The organism is Cupriavidus necator (assembly GCF_040578825.1).
In the GTDB taxonomy this organism is placed as follows: Bacteria; Pseudomonadota; Gammaproteobacteria; order Burkholderiales; family Burkholderiaceae; genus Cupriavidus; species Cupriavidus necator_E.
Map to the genome: position 1 here is coordinate 1 of NZ_JBEFLI010000023.1, position 19619 is coordinate 19619.

At 67.5% G+C, this 19619-nt stretch carries 19 protein-coding genes; 8 read left to right on the top strand and 11 right to left on the bottom strand.

What is annotated here, in order from left to right; all coding sequences use genetic code 11:
* Positions 1–205, bottom strand: a 205-nt coding sequence (locus AB1I47_RS13610) for an acyl-CoA dehydrogenase family protein (protein WP_354684273.1), incomplete at its 3' end; no start/stop codon positions are given.
* 70 nt (positions 206–275) lie between these two features.
* The gene (locus AB1I47_RS13615) at positions 276–2000 is read right to left on the bottom strand and encodes an AMP-binding protein (RefSeq protein WP_354684274.1); all 1725 of its coding nucleotides are present in this window, start codon (positions 1998–2000) and stop codon (positions 276–278) included.
* Between the two features lie 292 nt (positions 2001–2292).
* On the opposite strand from AB1I47_RS13615, the gene AB1I47_RS13620 reads away from it, so the two are divergent.
* A complete protein-coding gene (locus tag AB1I47_RS13620; RefSeq protein WP_354684275.1) occupies positions 2293–2988 on the top strand; it encodes a TetR/AcrR family transcriptional regulator in 696 nt (231 codons plus the stop codon).
* A 70-nt stretch (positions 2989–3058) separates the two neighbouring features.
* Positions 3059–3760 (top strand): Crp/Fnr family transcriptional regulator, encoded by a 702-nt coding sequence (locus AB1I47_RS13625; RefSeq protein ID WP_354684276.1) that lies wholly within the window; start codon positions 3059–3061, stop codon positions 3758–3760.
* Here the strand turns inward: AB1I47_RS13625 and AB1I47_RS13630 are convergent.
* The 9 genes from AB1I47_RS13630 to AB1I47_RS13670 all read right to left on the bottom strand — a co-directional run bounded on the left by AB1I47_RS13630 (position 3738) and on the right by AB1I47_RS13670 (position 12179).
* On the bottom strand, positions 3738–4091 hold the full coding sequence (locus tag AB1I47_RS13630; RefSeq protein WP_354684277.1) for a RidA family protein: 354 nt from the start codon (positions 4089–4091) through the stop codon (positions 3738–3740). The two genes, AB1I47_RS13625 and AB1I47_RS13630, sit on opposite strands and share 23 nt — an antisense overlap.
* A gap of 40 nt (positions 4092–4131) precedes the next feature.
* Complete coding sequence (locus tag AB1I47_RS13635) at positions 4132–5301, bottom strand: NAD(P)/FAD-dependent oxidoreductase (RefSeq protein ID WP_354684278.1); 1170 nt, start codon at positions 5299–5301, stop codon at positions 4132–4134.
* Entirely contained in the window at positions 5285–6670 is a 1386-nt protein-coding gene (locus AB1I47_RS13640; RefSeq protein WP_354684279.1) for an FAD/NAD(P)-dependent oxidoreductase, read from the bottom strand. Before AB1I47_RS13640 ends, AB1I47_RS13635 begins: the two co-directional genes overlap by 17 nt.
* Complete coding sequence (locus AB1I47_RS13645) at positions 6663–7013, bottom strand: (2Fe-2S)-binding protein (RefSeq protein ID WP_354684280.1); 351 nt, start codon at positions 7011–7013, stop codon at positions 6663–6665. Before AB1I47_RS13645 ends, AB1I47_RS13640 begins: the two co-directional genes overlap by 8 nt.
* Complete coding sequence (locus AB1I47_RS13650) at positions 7003–8130, bottom strand: NAD(P)/FAD-dependent oxidoreductase (RefSeq protein ID WP_354684281.1); 1128 nt, start codon at positions 8128–8130, stop codon at positions 7003–7005. Before AB1I47_RS13650 ends, AB1I47_RS13645 begins: the two co-directional genes overlap by 11 nt.
* Positions 8131–8160: 30 nt before the next feature.
* Positions 8161–8955 carry an ABC transporter permease gene (locus AB1I47_RS13655; RefSeq protein ID WP_354684282.1) on the bottom strand — a complete coding sequence of 265 codons (795 nt, stop codon included), beginning with the start codon at positions 8953–8955 and terminating at the stop codon, positions 8161–8163.
* 12 nt (positions 8956–8967) lie between these two features.
* A complete protein-coding gene (locus tag AB1I47_RS13660) occupies positions 8968–9897 on the bottom strand; it encodes an ABC transporter permease (protein WP_354684283.1) in 930 nt (309 codons plus the stop codon).
* Positions 9890–10957 carry an ABC transporter ATP-binding protein gene (locus tag AB1I47_RS13665; protein WP_354684284.1) on the bottom strand — a complete coding sequence of 356 codons (1068 nt, stop codon included), beginning with the start codon at positions 10955–10957 and terminating at the stop codon, positions 9890–9892. The genes AB1I47_RS13660 and AB1I47_RS13665 overlap by 8 nt, the downstream gene beginning before the upstream one ends.
* 190 nt (positions 10958–11147) lie before the next feature.
* The gene (locus AB1I47_RS13670; RefSeq protein ID WP_354684285.1) at positions 11148–12179 is read right to left on the bottom strand and encodes an ABC transporter substrate-binding protein; all 1032 of its coding nucleotides are present in this window, start codon (positions 12177–12179) and stop codon (positions 11148–11150) included.
* 339 nt (positions 12180–12518) lie between these two features.
* On the opposite strand from AB1I47_RS13670, the gene AB1I47_RS13675 reads away from it, so the two are divergent.
* The 6 genes from AB1I47_RS13675 to AB1I47_RS13700 all read left to right on the top strand — a co-directional run bounded on the left by AB1I47_RS13675 (position 12519) and on the right by AB1I47_RS13700 (position 19610).
* Entirely contained in the window at positions 12519–13277 is a 759-nt protein-coding gene (locus tag AB1I47_RS13675) for a LysR substrate-binding domain-containing protein (protein WP_354684286.1), read from the top strand.
* A 93-nt stretch (positions 13278–13370) separates the two neighbouring features.
* A complete protein-coding gene (locus tag AB1I47_RS13680; protein WP_354684287.1) occupies positions 13371–13787 on the top strand; it encodes a hypothetical protein in 417 nt (138 codons plus the stop codon).
* A gap of 202 nt (positions 13788–13989) precedes the next feature.
* The gene (locus AB1I47_RS13685; RefSeq protein WP_354684288.1) at positions 13990–16065 is read left to right on the top strand and encodes a TonB-dependent receptor; all 2076 of its coding nucleotides are present in this window, start codon (positions 13990–13992) and stop codon (positions 16063–16065) included.
* 16 nt (positions 16066–16081) lie between these two features.
* The gene (locus AB1I47_RS13690) at positions 16082–16798 is read left to right on the top strand and encodes an ABC transporter ATP-binding protein (RefSeq protein WP_354684289.1); all 717 of its coding nucleotides are present in this window, start codon (positions 16082–16084) and stop codon (positions 16796–16798) included.
* Complete coding sequence (locus AB1I47_RS13695; RefSeq protein WP_354684290.1) at positions 16795–18213, top strand: ABC transporter permease; 1419 nt, start codon at positions 16795–16797, stop codon at positions 18211–18213. Before AB1I47_RS13690 ends, AB1I47_RS13695 begins: the two co-directional genes overlap by 4 nt.
* On the top strand, positions 18210–19610 hold the full coding sequence (locus tag AB1I47_RS13700; protein WP_354684291.1) for a DUF3526 domain-containing protein: 1401 nt from the start codon (positions 18210–18212) through the stop codon (positions 19608–19610). The genes AB1I47_RS13695 and AB1I47_RS13700 overlap by 4 nt, the downstream gene beginning before the upstream one ends.
* Positions 19611–19619: the final 9 nt, after the last annotated feature.

Sequence of the window (19619 nt, forward strand, 5' to 3'; positions counted from 1 at the left end):
TGGCGCCGCCGTATTCCTCGGCCACGGTGATGCCGAGCACGCCCAGGTCGCCCATCTTCTTCCAGGTGTCCATCGGGAACTGGTCGGTGCGGTCGATCTCGGCGGCGCGCGGTGCCAGTTCGGCCTGGGCCCAGGCGCGCACGGAATCGCGCAGCATTTCAATGTCTTCGCCGAGGTCGAACTTCAGGCCGGGCAGGGTGTTCATAGCGGTGTCGTCTCTGGTGTTGTCTGTGGAATCGGGGGAAAGGCCGGTGGCGCGCACCGGCGCCAGCGCGTCAGGCCGTCCTGGTTTCGCTGAGCTTCAGTTCCTGCGTCATGCGCTCGCGCATCACGAACTTCTGTACCTTGCCGGTAATGGTCATCGGCATCTCGTCGACAAAGCGGATGTAGCGCGGCACCTTGTAATGCGCGATCTGGTCGCGGCAGAAATCGCGGATCTCATCTTCCGTGGCAGTCGCGCCGGGCTTGAGCACGATCCACGCGCAGACCTCCTCGCCAAACTTCGGATCGGGAACGCCGAACACCTGCACTGCCTGGACTTTGGGATGGCGGAACAGGAACTCTTCGATCTCGCGCGGATAGATGTTCTCGCCGCCGCGGATCAGCATGTCCTTCACGCGGCCGACGATATTGCAGTAGCCTTCTGCGTCGATGGTGGCGAGGTCGCCGGTGTGCATCCAGCCGTCGCGGATCGCTTCGGCGGTACGTGCCTCGTCATCCCAGTAGCCCAGCATCACCGAATAGCCGCGGGTACACAGCTCGCCGGTTTCGCCGACCGGCACCGTGGCCCCTGCGTGATCCACGATCTTCACTTCCAGATGCGGCTGGATGCGGCCCACCGTGGTGGTGCGCTTGTCCAGCGGATCGGTGGTGCTGCTCTGGAACGAGACCGGGCTCGTCTCCGTCATGCCGTAGGCGATGGTCACCTCGGACATATGCATCTGCGACACCACGCGCTTCATGGTCTCGATCGGGCAGGGCGACCCGGCCATGATGCCGGTGCGCAGCGAAGAGAAGTCGTACTGCGAGAAGTTCGGGTGATCGAGCTGGGCGATAAACATGGTCGGCACGCCATGCAGTGCCGTGCAGCGTTCTTCGCTGACTGCCTGCATGGTGGCTTCCGGCTCGAACGCCTGCCCCGGGAACACCATGGCCGCGCCGGTGGACACGCAGGCCAGCACCGACAGCACCATGCCGAAGCAGTGATAGAAGGGCACCGGGATGCAGAGCTTGTCCTGTTCGGAGAAACGCATCGCCATGGCAATGAAGCGTGCGTTGTTGACGATATTGCGATGGGTCAGCGTGGCGCCCTTGGGCGCGCCCGTGGTGCCGCTGGTGAACTGCACGTTGATCGGGTCATGGCGGTCGAGCTGTGCCGTGATGGCATCCAGCGTCGCGCGCGCCACGCCGGTGCCGCGCGCCATCACGTCGGCATAGCGCAGCATCCCGGGCGTAGGGTCGTCGCCCATGCGGATCACGCAGCGCAGCGCCGGCAACCGCGCCGCCTGCAACGCGCCCGGCTCGCAGGCGGCCAGTTCCGGGGCGAGCACCTGCAGCATCTCCAGGTACTTCGAGGTCTTGAAGGCTTCCGCCGCGACGATCGCCTTGACGCCCACCTTGTTCAGCGCGTACTCCAGCTCGGACAGGCGGTAGGCGGGATTGATGTTCACCAGCACCAGCCCCAGCCGCGCGGTGGCGAACTGCGTCACCAGCCATTCGACCCGGTTGGGAGACCAGATGCCGACCCGGTCGCCTTTCTCCAGCCCCAGCGTGTGCAGCCCTGCCGCCAGCGCGTCCACGGCGTCGGCGAATTCGCGCCAGTTCCAGCGCACCCCTTGTTCGCGAAAGGCAACGGCTTCCCGCTCGGGATAGCGCGCCACCGCTTGCGCCAGCAACTCCGGCACGGTCTGCTCCGACAGCGGAATGGTGGTGTCCCCCCTCACATGCGACAGCCCGCCGATCGGCAGGATGGTGGGAGAGGACTCGGCCTGCATCGTCATACTTGTCTCCAAAGCCCGGTTGTGGTTCGTCTCGCCGGATATATGTGAGTGTTCCTCAACAAAATATCGGATCGGTGGATTCTTGGGCGGCGTCTCCGGGTTTTCCCGGATGTTTGGGCGGCCAAGCCGGATTATTGCGCAATTCTTCCGTCGTCCGCCTGACGCCTGTTGGTGCGCTGGTTGAAAAATACATGGTGCCAATCGAAATGGCAACCTAAACTTGAGTAAAGCTCAAGTCGCAGCCCGGGCCGCCCTATAATCTCGCCTTCGGGCAAGCAAGGACTCAATCAAGATGGAAGACGTCACGTCGCCCCGCCGTGTGCCCGCAGGCGCCAAGGCGGAACAACGCATCCGGGACATCCTGCGTGTCAGCCGCGAGGTATTCGCCGAGCTCGGCTATGAGCGCACCACCACCACCGAGATCGCGCAGCGCCTGGGTATCTCCGAAGGCACGGTGTTCACCTACTTCCATGGCAAGCGCGAGCTATGCGTACGCGTGATCGAGGACTGGTATGACGAGATCATCGGCACCGTCGAGCAAGGCATGCCGCACGGGCAGAGCACCAAGGTGCAGCTGGAGTTCTTTGTCAGGACCCACCTGCGGCTGTTCCTGATCCAGGGCACAGGCTTGTGCGCGCTGGTGCTGTCAGAGGGCCGCGCCAGGGGGCCGGGGCTGGGAGAGGTGTTCGTGCCGCTGCAGCGCCGCTACACGGCGCCGTTGATGGACTTGCTGGCGCGGGCGCGGGACAACGGCGAGATCCGCGATGACCTGCCGCTGAGCCTGCTGCGCTCGGCCATCCTCGGGCCGATGGAGCACATCCTGTGGGATGCGATCGCCCGGCAGCGGCAGGTGGATATCGACAAGACCGCCAGAGATATGGTGGCGTTGCTGTGGCCTGCCTTGCTGCCGGTGGATGTCGAGGTGGAGAAACTGCGGGCCTTCTACGGAGAAGTCGGCGCGGCGTTGAGAAGGGCAGGCAATGGTTGATGCGTCGGAGCGCCATGGAAGCGCCGCTCCACTAACTTGCGAGGGACTTTTGCCCGATTCACAAGCCGCCATGCGCGATCGCCTGCGGGAAGCGCCGTGGATGCAACACCTCACTCCAGAACAGCTCGCGCGCGTTGAGCGCGACACGCGCGTGTCTTGCTACCCCGCGGGCGCGGTAGTCTGCCAGCAAGGCGCGGCGGCGCTGCATTGGGTTGGCGTGCTGGACGGCATGGTGAAGGTCAACACCGTAGCGCCGGATGGCCGTGGCACGACGTTTATCGGCGTTTCCGCCGGTGGATGGCTGGGAGAAGGGGCGCTGCTCAAGCGCGAGCTTCGCCCCTACGAAGTGGTCACGCTGCGCGACAGCTGGATCGCGTTGGTGCCGGCGGAGACCTTTGACTGGTTGTTTGAAACCAGTCTGGGCTTTAACCAGTTCCTGGTGCGGCAGTTGAACGCGCGCCTCGGCCAGTTTGTTGCGGTGGTGGAGAGTTACCGCATGCAGACCACCACGGCCCAGGTGGCGATCTGCGTCGCGGAACTGTTCAATCCGGCCTTGTGCACCGCGACCTCGGAGGTCCTGCGCATTTCGCAGGAGGAGATCGCCCGGCTGTGTGGGCTGTCGCGCCAGGTGGTGAACCGTGCCCTGCATGAACTGGAGGCAGGGGGCCTGGTTCGCATGCAGTACGGCACGATCCATGTGCTCGACGTCTCGGCGTTGCATGCCTTTGGGAGAGGCATGCCCGACGGCCCTAAGCCGCCGCAGTCACAATAATCTCGACCAGCAATTCTGGCCGCGCCAGCTTCGCTTCGCAGGTGGCGCGGGTCGGCACCGCATCCTCCGGGATCCACGTTTCCCACGCCGCATTCATGCCGGCGAAATCCTTGTCGATGTCCTTGAGCCAGATCTGCGCGGACAGCAGTTTCGTCTTGTCGCTGCCGACGCTGGCGAGATAGCTCTCGATCTTCGCGAGCACGTCGCGCGTCTGCGCGCCGATATCGCCTGAGTTGTCGCTTGCGGTGACCCCGGCAACATAGACCACGCCGTTATGCACGACCAGGCGGGACAGGCGTTTGCTCGATTCGAAGCGCTGGATATTGCTCATCTGTATTTCCTCAAGAGTCAGGGTTGAACAGCAACGATGTCTAATCCCGCAACGCACCGGCAACGGCGGCGCGGGGATGGTGGAAGCGGTCGATGGCGAATGCGTCGATCGGCAATGTACTGCGTCCTTCGGTAACCAGCTCGGCGACGATCTGCCCGACAACAGGGCCCAGCTCGAAGCCATGCGCGGAAAACCCGAACGCATGCACCACGCCAGGGGCCGTGCGGCTTGGACTGATGACCGGGATCTGGTCGGGCATGAATGCTTCCACGCCGGCCCATGCGCGATTGATGCCAAGCGGCCCCAGATGCGGAAAGAGGGCGGTCACGGTCTGCGCGCTGGTGCCGAGTTCGAGCATGTCGACCTCACCGTGGCGCGCCTGCACATCGGCCGCGCAGCGCAGGCCGCCGCCGATCAGCACCGTGCCGTTGGCAAACTGCTTGAATGACAGCGCCCGTCCGGTCGCGCCAAGTACAGGCTTGACGAACGGCGCGACGCGATGGGTGATCATCAGCATCAGGCCACCGGCCTCTACCGGCACGGGCTCGCCGATCTGCGCCGCGAACTCGCCGGCCCAGGCGCCGGCTGTATTGACCAGGCGGCCGGCGCGGAACACGCCGCGCGGCGTGCTGACCTGCCACTGGCTCCCGCTGTATTCCACGCGCTGCGCCGGCGTCGCCTCGTGGACAGTCACGCCCGCGCGCTCCGCGGCCCGGCGAAAGGCGGTGACGGCACGATAGGGCAGCGCATGGCCATCGTCGCGCACCCAGATCGCGCCGGTGACATGCGGCGCGATGGCGGGGACGAGTTCGCGCACGGTATGGCCGTCGACGAGGGTCTCGTGGGTGAAGCCGTGGGCCTCGAGTTCCGCCACGCGTTGGCGCAGCACCACGAGTTCCGCATCGGTTTCCGCCACCTTCAGCTGTCCGCTCGGCACGAAGTCCGCATCGTCGCCGGTCAGCTCGGCAAGCCGGTGCCACAGCTCGCGCGACGCAAGCGCCAGCGGGATCTCGGCGAGATGCCGGCCCAGCGTGCGCACGCCGCCCGCATTGACGCCGGAGGCATGGCGGCCGCAATACTCGGCTTCCAGCAGCGTGACGCGCAGGCCGCGGCGCGCCAGGTGCAGCGCGCTGGAGGTGCCCTGCAGCCCGCCGCCGATGACGATGACGTCGGCGCCGGTGGCGCTGCCGCGATCAGTTTGAGGCTTCACGGGCCAGCTCCCCGAGCGTGATCGGCTTGATCGGCGGGCGGATGCGGTAGTAGCCCACTTCCTGCGGCGAGACCTTGCGCGCGTCGGCGATGATCTCGGTCACGGTCAGTCCGCACTGGCGGCCCTGGCACGGGCCCATCCCGCAGCGTCCGAACGACTTGGTCTGGTTGGGGCCGCTGCAGCCAAGCGCCACAAAACCACGGATATCGCCGGCGGTCACTTCCTCGCAGCGGCAGACGATCACGTCGTCGGCCGGCACGCGGTTGGCCGGCTTGGGCCGGTACAACGCATCGAGGAAAGGCCGGATGCTGAGGTGCGATCGCAGCGCCGCGCGCAGCGGCGCCGCCAGGCGGTCGCGTCGTGCGGCGTCGAGTTTGCCGACATGGTGCGCGGCGGCAAGGCCCGCCAGCTCGCCCTGCAGCGCCGCCGCCACGGCGCCGCCGATGCCGCGGCCATCGCCCGCGACCAGGATGCCGGGGATATCCAGCGCGCCCCAGTCATCGACCACCGGCTGCCAGCAAAGCTGCGCGTCGTCCCAGCGATGCGCGGCGCGCAGCGCCCAGGTGAACTGGGTGTTCGGCACCACGCCCTGGTGCAGCAGCACGGCGCGCGTTGCGATGCGCTGGGCGTGGCCGCCGCTGCTGAAGCGCAGTGCCTGCACCGCATCCTCGCCTTCCACCTGCAGGCCGGTCGCGCCCTTGTAGAACGGCACGCCGCTGCGTTTTAACGCGCGCATCAGCGCCAGCCCCTTCTTCAGGTAACGCCAGCCGGCGAGGGCGCTGCCCAGGTGCGCAAGCGCGCGCTGGTGGTCGGCGCCGTCGGTCGTATCGACGATGGCGCGGATCGGCACCCCGGCGCGCACATACTGCCACCCCAGCAGGTAGAGCAGCGGCCCGCAGCCCGCCAGCACCACCGGCTCGGCCGGGACCACATCGGCGCTCTTGAGCAGGATCTGCGCGGCCCCCGCGGTCAGCACGCCGGGCAGGGTCCATCCCGGGATCGGGAAGGGACGCTCCATCGCGCCGGTGCACAGGATGACCTGCCTTGCCTGCAGGCTGGCGACGCTGCCGCCGCGCAGATAGTGCACGGTGTGCTCGCGCGTGACCTGCCAGACCGCGGCTCCGGTGAGATGCAGCGCGCCGCAGGCGGCGAAGCGGTCGGCCAATGCACGCCCGGCGGCATAGTCGGGGCCGAGGATGCGCACGCGTTGCGCCGGCGCGCTCTGGATCGCGCGATAAATCTGGCCGCCGCAGGCTTCCTGCTCGTCGAGCAGCGCCACGCGCGCGCCGTTGGCGGTGGCGGCGATCGCGGCGGCCATGCCGGCCGGGCCCGCGCCGATGATCGCGATATCGACGTCGAGATCAGCCATGTTCGACCTCCGCTGCGCGATCGATCTGCACGGGCGGCAAGGGCAGCGTGCGGGCGCCGTCCTGCGTGCGCACCCGCATCCCTTCGCGTACCGTGACCAGGCAGCTCTGCCGGCTGGGCTCGCCGTCGATCTCCATCAGGCATTCGAAGCACACGCCCATCATGCAGTACGGCGCGCGCGGTGCGCCGCTGACGGGGGAATTGCGCAAGCGCGTGACACCGCTGGCCAGCAGTGCCGCGGCGACGCTGCATTGTGCCGGCACCTGCAGCGGGGCGCCGTTGAAGTCGATGGTGACCGTCGGAGCGGGCGCGGCGATCCTCTGGAACAAGGTCTCAGTGGGCATGATGGAGTGGCTGGTTGGCGTTCAGGAAGCGGTCGCCCGCAAAGACGTCGATGCCCGGCGGCTGCGCGCCGCCGGCCACCCATGGGGCGACCAGCAAGGCATGCGCGGCCGCCAGCGTGACGCCGCTGTGGCAGGTAGTGACGAAAGCGCCCGGATGACTGGCGCTCTGCTGGTAGATCGGATAACCGTCCGGGCTCATCACGCGTAGCGCGCCCCAAGCGCGCACCAGCTTGAGTCCGGCCAGCGCCGGGAAGCTGCGCACGCCGCGTTGCGCGATGCTGGCGAGCACGTCAACGGTGGTGCCATCGTCCAGACCCACGTCCTCCATCGAGTCGCCGAGCTGGATCGTGCCTTCGTCGGTCTGGCGCACGTAGGTCGTGGGGAAGTCGAGGAAATGCGCCGCGCGCTCGCCGATCAGCACCTGCCCGCGGTTGGGTGCCACCGGGGCATGCAGGCCCACCTGTGCGGCCAGCGCGCGATTGCCCAGGCCGGCGGCAAGCACGATGCGCGGTGCCGCGAAGCGGGTCTTGCCGGCCTGGACGGTAAAACCGCCCGCTTCGGGCGTGATCCGCTGCGCGCCGTGCCGGCCCAGGATGCGCACACCGCGGCGCTGGCAGGCGGTGTGCAGCGCGCGCAGCAGCTTCAGCGGATTGGTGTGCCCGTCCATCGGTGTATAGCTGGCGCCGATCACATCCGGCCCCACGCCGGGCAGCCGTTGCGCCAGCGCATGATGATCGAGCATCTCGAACGGATAATCGCCGCCCAGGTCATGCTGGATGCGTTGCAGGCGCTGCTGGCGTTCCGCCATGTCCTGCGCGGAGAAACACAGGTGAAAGCCGCCTGGCTGCCTGAGCTGCACGTCGATGCCGGTTTCGTCGCGCAGCGCGTCGCGCAACTGCGGCCAGAGCCGGGCCGAGCCCACGGTCCAGCGCGCATAGGGCGCCATGCCGAAGCCCTTGCCCTGCACCCAGACCAGCCCGAAGTTGCCGCGCGAGGCACGGAAGGCATCGTCGCCCTCGTCGAGCACGGTGACGCGCGCGCCGTGCCGGGCCGCGCCATAGGCGATGGCGGTGCCGACCAGGCCGCCGCCGATCACGATCAGATCGCTTGTCGTCATATGAATGGAAGTTGTAGGGAGCCGTGCCGCTCAATGCCTGCCGATCAGCACGCGGTCCAGGCCCACGATGCGGTCGAGCAGCACCATCAGCACCAGCGTGCCCACGATCAGCACGGTGGAGACCGAAGCCACCAGCGGGTCGATGGTCTGGGCGATCTGGTGGTACATTGCGACCGGCAGCGTGGTCGTGCCGGGCGTGGCCACGAACACCGTCATGGTCAGTTCGTCGAAGCTCTGGATAAACGCGAGCATCCAGCCACCGGCCACGCCGGGCAGGATCAGCGGCAGCACCACGCGGCGGAACGCGGTGAAGCGGTTGGCGCCCAGCGACAACGCGGCGCGCTCGGCATCGCGATCGAGCCCCGTGGCCGCGGCCAGCACCAGCCGCAACGCGTAGGGCATCACCACCACCACATGCGTCAGCGCCAGCCAGAGGAACGAGCCGGTCACGCCCAGCGTGGTGAAGAAGCGCAGGAACGCCACCCCAAGCACGACGTGTGGAATCATCAGCGGCGACAGGAAGAACCCCATCAGCGCACCGCGGCCGGGAAAGCGATGGCGCGCCAGCGCCAGCGCCGCCGGCACCGCCAGCGCCACGGCGATGGTGGCGCTGACCAGCCCGAGCGTCAGCGACAGCCGGAACGCGCCGACGATTTCGCGCGCGTCGCCGATGGCGCGGAACCAGCGCAGCGACAGGCCGTCGGTGGGCATCGAGATATAGCCCTTGCCGGTGAAGGACACCGCGATCACCACCAGCAGCGGCGCGACCATGAAGGCGATAAAGAGGCTGTGGTACAGCAGCGAGAGCAGGCCGTTCTTGCGCATGATGGTGGCTCCTTAACCTTCGAAGACCTGGCGGAAGCGGCGCTCCACCAGCCGGTTGCAGCCGACAATGACGATCACGTTGGCAATCAGCAGCAGCACCGCGATCGCGGCGCCCAGCGGCCAGTTCAACGTATTGAGGAATTCGTCGTAGGCGGCGGTGGCAACCACCTTGAGCCTGCGCCCGCCCAGGATCGCCGGCGTGGCGAAGGCCGAAGCGGACAGCGCGAACACGATGATGCTGCCCGACAGGATGCCCGGCATGATCTGCGGCAGCACCACGCGGCGGAACACGGTGAAGGGCGAGGCACCGAAAGCCTGGCCGGCCTGCTCCACCTGCGGATCGAGCTTCTGCAGCGAGGCCCACACCGAGATCACCATGAACGGCATCATCACGTGCGTCAGCGCGATGATCACGCCGGTCTGCGTAAAGACCAGCTTCACCGGTCCGTCGACAAGGCCCAGCCATTGCAGCGCCTCGTTGATCAGGCCGTTGTTGCCCATCAGGATGGCCCAGCCCAGCGTGCGCACCACCACCGAGATCAGCAACGGCCCGAGAATCACGATCAGGAACAGGCCGCGCCACGGGCTGCGCATCCGCGCCAGGATGATGGTCTCCGGCACGCCGAACACGATCGCCAGCAACGTGACCGCCAGCGCCATGCCCGCGGTGCGCAGGAAGATCTCGTGGTAATAGCTGTCGCCCACGATCTCCAGGTAGTTGGCCGCGGTCATCTGCGGCAGCACGCCGCGGGTGCCGTCGAAGGCGTGCAAGGACAGCAACGCCGTCAGCGCCAGCGGGATCAGCAGCAGGCCGCAGAACAGCAGCAGGGCAGGGGCCGACAGCAGCCACGGCGCGGCGTTGGCGAGCGGCTTGTGGTTGGTGGACGTAGAGGCAGGGGCGGCGACGCCGCCGTGCAGGTCCGGCGTAGCGGTATCAGCCATGGTGCGACTCCGTCGTCAGCACGCGCAGGTCGTGATCGGCCCACAGCACGCTTACCGCCGCGCCTTCCGCCGGCGGCGCGTCGCCGAGGTTGGGCTGGCTTACGCGCAGGCGGCCCAGCGCGCTGTCGACTTCCAGCATCCAGTGGTTGCCGAGGAAGAGCCGCGTCTGCACCGTCGCGGGAATGCCGCCGTCGCCAGCCTGGCCTAAGCGGATTTTCTCGGGGCGGACGTAGACGTGCACGTCGCGCCCGACTTCGCGGCCTTCGTGGGGTACGTGCGCCAGGGTGTCGCCCAGGCGCACCTCGCAGCAGCGTGGGTTGATGTTCTCGACCACGCCACGGATGCTGTTGGTCTTGCCGAGGAAGCCGGAAGCAAACGCCGATTGGGGCCGCTCGTACGCTTCGAACGGCGTCGCCAGTTGCACGATGCGGCCGCCGTGCATCACCGCAATGCGGTCGCTCATGGTCATGGCCTCGACCTGGTCGTGCGTGACCAGGATGGTCGTGATGCCCAGGTGCCGCTGGATCGCGCGCAGCTCGATATGCATGTCCTCGCGCAGCTTGGCGTCGAGATTGGACATCGGCTCATCGAGCAGCAGCACTTCCGGCCGGATCGCCAGCGCACGGGCAATGGCCACGCGCTGGCGCTGGCCGCCGGACAGCTCCTTCGGATAACGCTTGCCGAGGCCACTGAGGCGTACCAGCTCCAGGGCCTCGTCAATGCGCCGCGTGCGGTCGCCCGCCGGCACGCCGCGCATTTCCAGGCCGAAGCCGATATTTGCCGCGACCGTCATATGGGGAAACAGCGCATAGCTCTGGAACACCACGCCCATGCCGCGCTTTTCCGGACGCAGCCCGGTGATGTCGCGCCCATCCAGCACGATGCGCCCGCGTGTCGGCTCGATAAAGCCCGCGATCATCTGCAACGTGGTGGTCTTGCCGCAGCCCGAAGGCCCGAGCAGGGACAGGAATTCTCCGCGCTGGACGTCGAGGCTCAGGTTATCGACGGCAAAGGCGCCGCCGTAGGCCTTGGCGAGGCCGGTCAGTGTGAGGAAGCTCATGGTTATCCGGATGCTGTCGTGGGGGGCTCAGGGCTTTTTGCTTGCTGACAAAGCCAGCACGCCACTTGTTTGCTGCCCTCTCCCGCGTGCGGGAGAGGGGCGGGGGAGAGGGCGGGCGCGGGCAGAACTGCGGGATACCAACGCACCGACGCCCCGTGCGGCGAGCAAACCGACGCGGTGATGGATGCCGTTAGCGTTCCACCGTCCGGTTCCACCGATTGGTCCACTCGGCCCGCTTCTCATTGACGAGCGTCCAGTTGGTCGGCAGCAGCTTGTCGATCTGCTCCTTGCCGTATGGCACCTTCGCCGCCACCTTTGGCTCGAGCTTCACCTTGCCGTTGATCGGCCCCCAGCCCTGGCTGTCCGCCAGGATCGCCTGCACCTCGGGGGACAGCAGATACTGCAGCAGTGCCTGCGATGGCTCGGGCACATCGCTCTGCACCACCGGGCAGGCGGCGGTCAGCAGCGCCGGCGCGCCTTCCTTCGGGTAGACGAACTCGACCGGGAAGCCCGTGTCCTTCAGGCTCTGCACGCGGCCGCTGCCCCAGACCGCCAGCGTGATATCGCCGTTCTGGAACAGCTCGGTCATCTTGCCCGGCGACGGCTCCCACGCCAGCACATTGGGGCCGACCTCCCTGGTCAGCGCGGTGAAGCCTGGATCGATGTTCTGGTCGCTGCCCTTGCGCATCTTGGCGAACTGCATCAGCGTCTGCAGGCCGTAGGTATTGCTGATTGGCGGGATCGCGATCTTCTGGCGGTACTTCTTGTCGGTCAGCACTTCCCAGGAATCCGGCTTCGGCAGCCCGGCCTTTTTGAAGGCCTCGGCGTTGTAGGCGAGGCCGGTGGCCACCACGCCGATGCCGGTGGCCTTGTCGCCCATCTTCGCCAGCGGGTACAGGTCCTTGTAGACCGGCGCATCCTTGATGGTGTCGCAGAAGCCGAACTGCATGGCCTGGTACATCGGGCCATCATCAAGCAGCACCACGTCGAGCTCCTGCTTTGCCTTCTGCGCCTGCAGCTTGGCCAGCGTGTCGGTGGAATTGCCGGGGACGTACACCACCTTGACCTTGTGCTTCGCCTCGAACGGCGGAAGGATCTTCTCCTTGAACACCTTCTCGGTCGAGCCGCCATAGGCTCCGACATACAGCGTGGGTTGCTGGGCCAGGGCGGCGGTCGTGCCGCACAACGTGGCAAGGGCTGCCGCCAGAACTTGTGGTTTCATGTTTTTCCTCCCTTCTGTGCACCATCAAAATGCAATCGATCACCAAATCCATGCATACCCGTTATGGTTGCACCGCAACGAAAAAAAGACTGCAGGCATACGGTCTGGGCATAGAGTAGGGCGATGTTTTGGCGCTGGAAAATTCTTTTTTTTGCGACGTCCATAACATCGTGCTATAGAATTGCCGCATGAAAATCCGCCAGCTCGAAGCCTTCCGGGCCGTGATGCTTTGCCAGACGGTCACGCGCGCCGCCGAGATGCCTGCATATCTCGCAGCCGGCCACGACGCGGCTGATCGCCGACCTGGAAGAGCGCGTCGGGTTTACCCTGTTCGAACGGATGCGCGGCCGGCTGCACCCGACCGCCGAGGCGCAGGCGCTGTTCGAGGAAGTGCAGCGCTCGCTGGTCGGCATCGACCGCATCGCGCAGACCGCGCTGGAGATCCGCGACATGCAGCGCGGCTCATTGCAGATCGCCGCGGCCCCGGCGCTGGCGCTGTCGTTCCTGCCGCGTGCCATCGCGGCCTTCATGCAGCAGCACGCGCAGACGCAGATCACGTTGCTGGCGCATTCGTCCCGCACCGTGGTGAACATGGTTTCGGAGCAGCGCTGCGACGTGGGCTTCGCCATCCTGTCGATGAACCATCCCAGTACCCATGGGGAGCGGCTGCTCAGCACGCGGATGGTCTGCGCCTTGCCGGTGGGGCACCGGTTGTGCAGCCAGGAGGTAATCACGCCCCAGGACCTGGCGGGCGAGAGTTTTGTGTCGCACCCGCGCGTGCTGGATTCGCGGCTGCAGATCGACGCGCTGTTTGCGTCCTACGGCATCGAGCGCAAGCTGCAGGTGGAGACGCAGGTGTCGTGGAGCATCTGCGCGTTCGTCGAGGCGGGGCTGGGCGTGGCGCTGATCGATCCGATCACGGCGCTCGATTATCACGGGACCGGCGTCTGCTTCCGGATGTTCGAGCCGCTGCTGACGACGGACTTCTCGGTGCTGTTCTCCGCGCAGCGGGTGCCTTCGATCCTGCTGAAGTCATTCGTGACCCATACGCGGGAATTCGCCGTGTCGCGGCTGGATCCGCGCCTGGTGGTGAGTTGAGGACGAAAACGCGGCTCACCCGTTGCAGCGGCTTACCATTGCAATTGAGTTGCGTTAATATAGCCGTCCTCGACACAGCCACCGCTTCCCCGAATGCGCAAGCCTGCGGACTTCGTCCGTCTCGTCTGGGCCATGCTCCTGCTCGCTCTCGTCCAATCGTGGGGCGCGGTGACGCACATGCATGCCTTGCCGGAAACGCGGGCCGCGGCGGTGGTGGCCGACGCCAATGCCGTTGCCCCGGCCGCGGCCGCAGCGGCAGCGGCAGCCACCGCAGCGATCGCGGACACGGACGAAGCGCCTGACGACGGCACCACGGATTGCCATTGCCTGTGGTGCTCGCCGCGGCTGCATCTGCTCCTGAGCGTGGCCATCGTCGCGCGGCTGCTCCGTATCGTGCTGCGCCTGCTGTCGCGGGTGTGGATCGATTTAACGGTGCCGACCTGGCGCACCCGTTTCCTCTCCCCACCTCCCTCGCGCGCGCCTCCGGCGCTGCACTGCGCCGCCGCCTGATCCCGCGGCGCTGCACCGCCGACCTTTTCGGCGTCCTCGTCCGTTTCGCCTGATCCCGCTCCCGATGCGCCACGCAATACCGGGAGGCTTACTCACGTCCGTCGATCCTGTACGGCAAGCCCTTGGCCCCTAGCAGATACGGCCGGCTGCCGCGCGCCTCATGAAGAACAAACCAAAACAAAACCCTCGTCCCGCACGCCCCATGGCTTGCGCGCTGATCTCGCTTTCCTCCGGCGCGCTGAGCCAGGCCGCCTATGCCCAGGCCGATCATCCCGTCCTCCCCGAAGTCAACGTCGTGGCGCAGAGCGACGTCAACCTGCAGGGCAAGCGTACCGTGGTGACCACGGACAGCACCGGGCTGCCGGCCCCGGTATCGGTGGTTACGGCCGAAGAGCTGGGCACCATCAATATCGGCCGCGATATCTCCAACATGTTCCGCCGGGTTCCGGGCGTGGTCGCCAACAACATCGACCAGGGCGATACGGGCAACGGCTTGCGCATGCGCGGCTTCGCCACGCAAGGCACGCACGGCGCGGACACCGCGGTGTATGTCGACGGGGTGCCGCAGAACATGCCGTCCAGCCAGGCCGGCGCCGGCCATGGCCCGGCGTTCCTGGAATGGCTCACGCCGGACATGATCGGCCAGATCGATGTCATCAAGGGCCCGGTCTCCGCGCTGTATGGCGACCAGAACCGCGCGGGCGCGGTGCCGATCAGCACGCAGGCGGGCGAGGTCCCATCCAGCATCGGCATCGCGCTGGACCGGTACGAGGGCAAGCGCGCGTCGCTGGTGTTGTCGGGCAGCTATGCGATGCGGCCCGAGTCGCCGCCGATCCAGTCGCTGTTCATCGCCGACATCTACCGCACGCACAGCTATCGCCACGATGGCAGCACCGACCGCGACAACTTGTTCTGGAAGCTGTCGGCCAGGATCGGCGACGGCGTCTACAGCCTGCGGCTGAACCACTATCGCTCCGAATCGACGGCCGCCGGCTACCTGCTGCTGAGCGACCTGCAGTCGGGCAAGGTGGACCCGCGCTCGACCCAGTACGGGCTGCCGGGGTTCGGCAGCGGCAAGCGCTCGATGTTCGCGCTGAACCGCGCACCGGCAAATGGCCAGGACGGCTGGTACGCCACGCTGTACGGCGAAACCTTCGAGCGCGAGCGCGGCATTGCCACCAGCAGCGTGCAGCATACGGTGGGGTCGGATGACCGCAATATCTTCGGCGGACGGCTCGCCAGCAACTTCACGTTCGGCGAGCGGGCCGCGCTGATGGTGGGCGCCGAGGTGCGCCGGGACCGCGGCGACGCGCAGCGCCAGATCCGGGTCCGTGGCGTGCCCAGCGCGAACTACATCAATGCGCAGGGGCTGGACCTGCTGACCTACGGGCTGTTCGTCCAGGGCCAGGTCAGGCCAGTGGATACGGTCAAGCTGACCGGCGGCCTGCGGCGCGACTGGTTCGACTACGACATCGTCAACCGCAAGCTGCCGGCGGCAAGCACCGACTATTACGCCGGCGTGACCACGCCCAAGCTCGGCGCGGTCTGGTCGGTGCTGCCACGGCTGGACCTGTTCGCCAATGTCGCGCAGGGCTTCCGCTCGCCGGCCGCTGAGCAGATCAGCAGCAGCGGTCCGGTCGGCCCGCTGGGCGCGCCCGGGGGGACCCTCTACGACGTGTCGCCGTCGAAGGTGAAATCCTACGATGTCGGCTTCACCGCCACGCCGGCCACCAACCTGACCGTCACCGCCGCGGCCTACTACACGCTGAACGAGGACGAGATCGTGGCGCAGCCGGATGGCTCGTTCAAGTCCGTCGGCGATACCACGCGCAAGGGATATGAGCTCGAAGCCCGCTGGCGGCCCCTGCGCGCGGTATCCGTGTACGCCAGCTACGGGCACATCATCCAGGCCGAAGCGAACAACCCGCTGCCCAACACCGGGGCGCGGCTGTCGGTGCCGCGGCACCAGGTCAAGCTGGGTGCCGAGTACCGCCAGCGGCTGCAAGGCGCGCAACTGACGGTCAATGCCGATGCCTACCTCACCTCGGGCATTCCGTACTACATGGGGACGCCGCAGACGCAACTGCGTTTCATGCCGGCCTACACGCGGTATGACCTGCGTGCGGTGCTGGACTGGAAGCAGTACCAGCTTTCGCTGTTTGCCGTGCTGCAGCCGCACCGCTTCTCATCCGAAGCCGCGTACGGAGCGCCGGCCGGGCTGCTGGTCTCGCCGCAGCCGAAATGGCAGTTCGGCATGGCCGCGCGTTATTTCTTCTGAGCGCAGAGGTACAACGATGCTTGAGATCACAGACCTGGTCCTGCGCCGCGACGGGCGCACGGTGGTGAACCGCCTGAGCCTTGCCGTACCGAAAGGCTGCGTCTACGCCTTGCTGGGCGGCAACGGTGCCGGCAAGACCACGACGATCGATGCGGCGCTGGGGTTTATCACGCCGGCGCAAGGCACGGTGCTGGTCGACGGACTGTCGCCGGCGGACGATCCCGCGGGGGTCAGGCGGCGCGTCGCCTATCTGCCGGAGAACGTCGCGCTGTATCCCTACCTGTCCGGCCTGGAAAACCTGCATTATTTCTGCGCCATCGGCGGGATCCGGCTGGCGCGCGGCGAAGCTTCAGCGCTGCTGGAACGAGCCGGGCTGCCCCGCGATGCGCACGGGCGGCGTGTGGCGAAATACTCCAAGGGCATGCGGCAGAAAGTGGGCCTGGCCATCGCCCAGGCCAAAGCGGCGTCACTGATGCTGCTGGACGAGCCGACCTCCGGGCTGGACCCGGCCGCGGCCGACGACATGGCACGCCGTGTCCGCCAGGCGGCGGATGCCGGCATGGCGGTGCTGATGGCCACCCACGACCTGTTCAATGCGAAGCAGCTCGCCGACCGGATCGGCATCCTGCGCGCCGGCGTGCTGGTGGCGGAGTTCGACGCGCGCACGGTCGATCACGAGGCCCTGGCGCTGACTTACCTGGCCTATGCGCGCGGGGAGGGCATCGCCTCATGATCGGGACCGTCATCCGCAAGGAAATCCGCGCAATGGTCAGGGACGGGCGCTACCTGGTGCTGCTGCTCGTCGGCGCGGCGGTACTGGCCGTTGCGCTGATTGCTTCCTTGCAAAAGCAGGCGGCGGTTGCGCGCGAGGTGGCTCAGGTCGCCGCCGCGACACGGCAGCAATGGGACGACCAGGGCGACAAGCATCCGCATCGCGGCGCGCACTTCGGCCTGTACGTGTTCCGGCCGGGCTCTGCGCTGACGGCGATCGAACCGGGGCTGGGCGATTACTTCGGGCAGGCGCTGTGGCTGGAACCGCATCGGCGCAATATCGCGCGCTTCGAGCCGGCGCAGGACGCGCTGCCGTCCACGCGCTTCGGCGACCTGAGCGCAGGGTTTGTGTTCGCCACGCTGTTGCCGCTGCTGGTAATCGCCGTCACGTTCGATGCGATCAGTGGCGAGCGCCAGCGCGGCGCACTGCGCATGATGCACAGCGTGGGGCTCGCGCCGGGCCATCTCGTCGCCGGCAAGTTCGTGGCGCTGGCCGCGAGCTTTGCCGTGTTTGCGCTGATGCTGGCGATGGTGCCGGTGATCGCGGCTTACGCCGGTGGCGAGCGGGAGAGCGGCTTGCTGTGGCGGGCGCTGGGGCTTGGAGCGGGTTATTTGCTATACACCGGGATCCTGGTCGGGCTGGGCCTGGTGGTATCGGCCTGGGCCGCCGACGGCAGGAGCGCGCTGCTTGCGCTCGTGGGCCTGTGGCTTGCCTTCGTCTTCGTGATTCCGGGATTGGGCGCGGCCGCGGCGCGACATGCGGTGCAGCTACCGTCGGCACAGGCGTTCTGGGCGGCGATCCAGCGCGACTACACGGAGGGCTTGCCGGGCGACGGCAACCTGGCCGCGCGCCAGCAGCGCCATGACGCGGCACTGCTGGCGCGCTATGGCGCCAGCCGCCTCGAGGACCTGCCGGTGGGCGCGGCCCCGCTGCGACGGCTGGCGCGCGACGCCTATGCCGACCGCGTCCATGCCTTGCATTTCGACAGGCTGTGGCAACGCTACGCGGCGCAGGAGAACGTGATGCGCGCTGCTGCGTTGCTGAGCCCCACGCTGGCGATCCGCAACTTCTCCATGAAGATGGCCGGCACCGATCTCGCGCATCAGCGCGACTACGAAGCCGCAGCGGAGCGCTATCGCCGCACGGTCAATACGGCCATCGACCAATGGGATGCCAGCCATACGCGCGGGCTGACCTCGTTTGAAGACAAGTACGCGGGCGCGGCGCTGTGGCGCGCGATCCAGCCCTTTGCCTACGCGATGCCGCCGGCGAATTTCGCGCTGCGTGCCGCGTTGCCGGAGATTGCGATCCTGTGCCTGTGGTGCGCGCTGGTCGTGGCCGGCCTGTCTTTCTCCCTCCGCAAACTGCAGCCATGAGTCATTTGAAACAGACCTTTATCGCGGAATGGCGTCGCTTCTTCGCGGCCGGCACTGCGCGCCGGGCGATGCAGTTGTTCGCTGTCGCCCTGTGCGCCTGTGCCTTGGCGTCGGGGTTCGGGGCACGGGCCTGGCATGCGAAGTTCCAGCAGCTGGAGGCAAGCGGCCACGCCGCGCCGCGGCTTGCCGAGGCCCGGGCCGCACCGGCATCGCCCGGTCAGTCGCCCGACCAGGCAGCCATGGCGGCATTCCGCTTCGCCAGGTCCGAGGCCCCGCCGGCGCTGCTGCGGCCGGCAGGGGGCCTTGCGCTTGGCAGCGGCCTGTTCGATCTGCTGCCGCCGGCGATCCGCGTCACCGTGGAAAGCCGCCACACGGATGCGCGCAACGAGGAGAAGCTGGCCAATCCGCTGTTGCAGCGCTACGGTACCTTCGACCTGGCAACGGCCATCGCGCTGCTCGTGCCGCTTGTGCTGGTGTGCCTGTGCGCGGGAATCGTGCAGGGCGAGCGCGAACGCGGCACGTGGCGGATGTCGGTGGCCAACGGCGCAGCGGCCGGGTGCGTGCTGGCTGCCGCGATGGCGGTGCGGGCCGGCGCGGTGTGGGGGATTGCCGCGCTTGCCTCCGCGCTGGCATTCCTGCTGGACCCGGCCGCGACACTGGTCGCGTATCTCGCATGGATGTTCTGCGTCACCGCGTTCGTTGCATGCTGGAGCGCGGCCAGCGCTGCGCTTAACCTGCTGCCCGGCCCGGGTGCCACGGCGGTACTGGCGGGGCTGGGCCTGTGGGCCATCGCCACCTTCGGCACGCCGGCCATGATTTCCGCGCTGGCCGACCGCTCGGCGCCGATGCCGTCGCGGCTGGCTGCGATCGTCCAGATCCGCTCGGCGCAGCAGCACGCTGAGACCAGCATGCCGAAGCTGGTGGAAGACTGGTACCGGGCGCATCCCGGCTGGCTGCCGGGAACAGCCCGCCAGCACACCTGGCCGGTCACCTACATGCCGCGCTACCTCGACCAGCAGGCGCGGATCCAGCCGGTCGTGTCCGCGTTCGACCGCGTGCGCGCGGCGCGTTTCGAGCAGGCACAGCGCTGGGCCTGGCTCTCGCCTTCGCTGTCGCTGCTGCTTGCCGCCGACCGGCTGGCGGGCAGCGACGCGCCGCGCTATGCCAGCTTCATGGCACAGGTGGACAGTTTTGAAGCGCGGTGGCGGGCGTTCTTCGTGCCGCGCATCATGAGCTATCGTGGCGTCGCGCCCGCCGAATACCGGGACGTGCCCCGCTTCGCATGGACCGAAGGCGCGCGCACGCCGGCCTGGCATGGCGGCCTGCAGCAACTTGCGCTGGCTGCGGCGATACTCGGCCTGATCTTCCTGTTGCGCGCGCGCCTGGCGCGCCCGTGAGCGGACAGC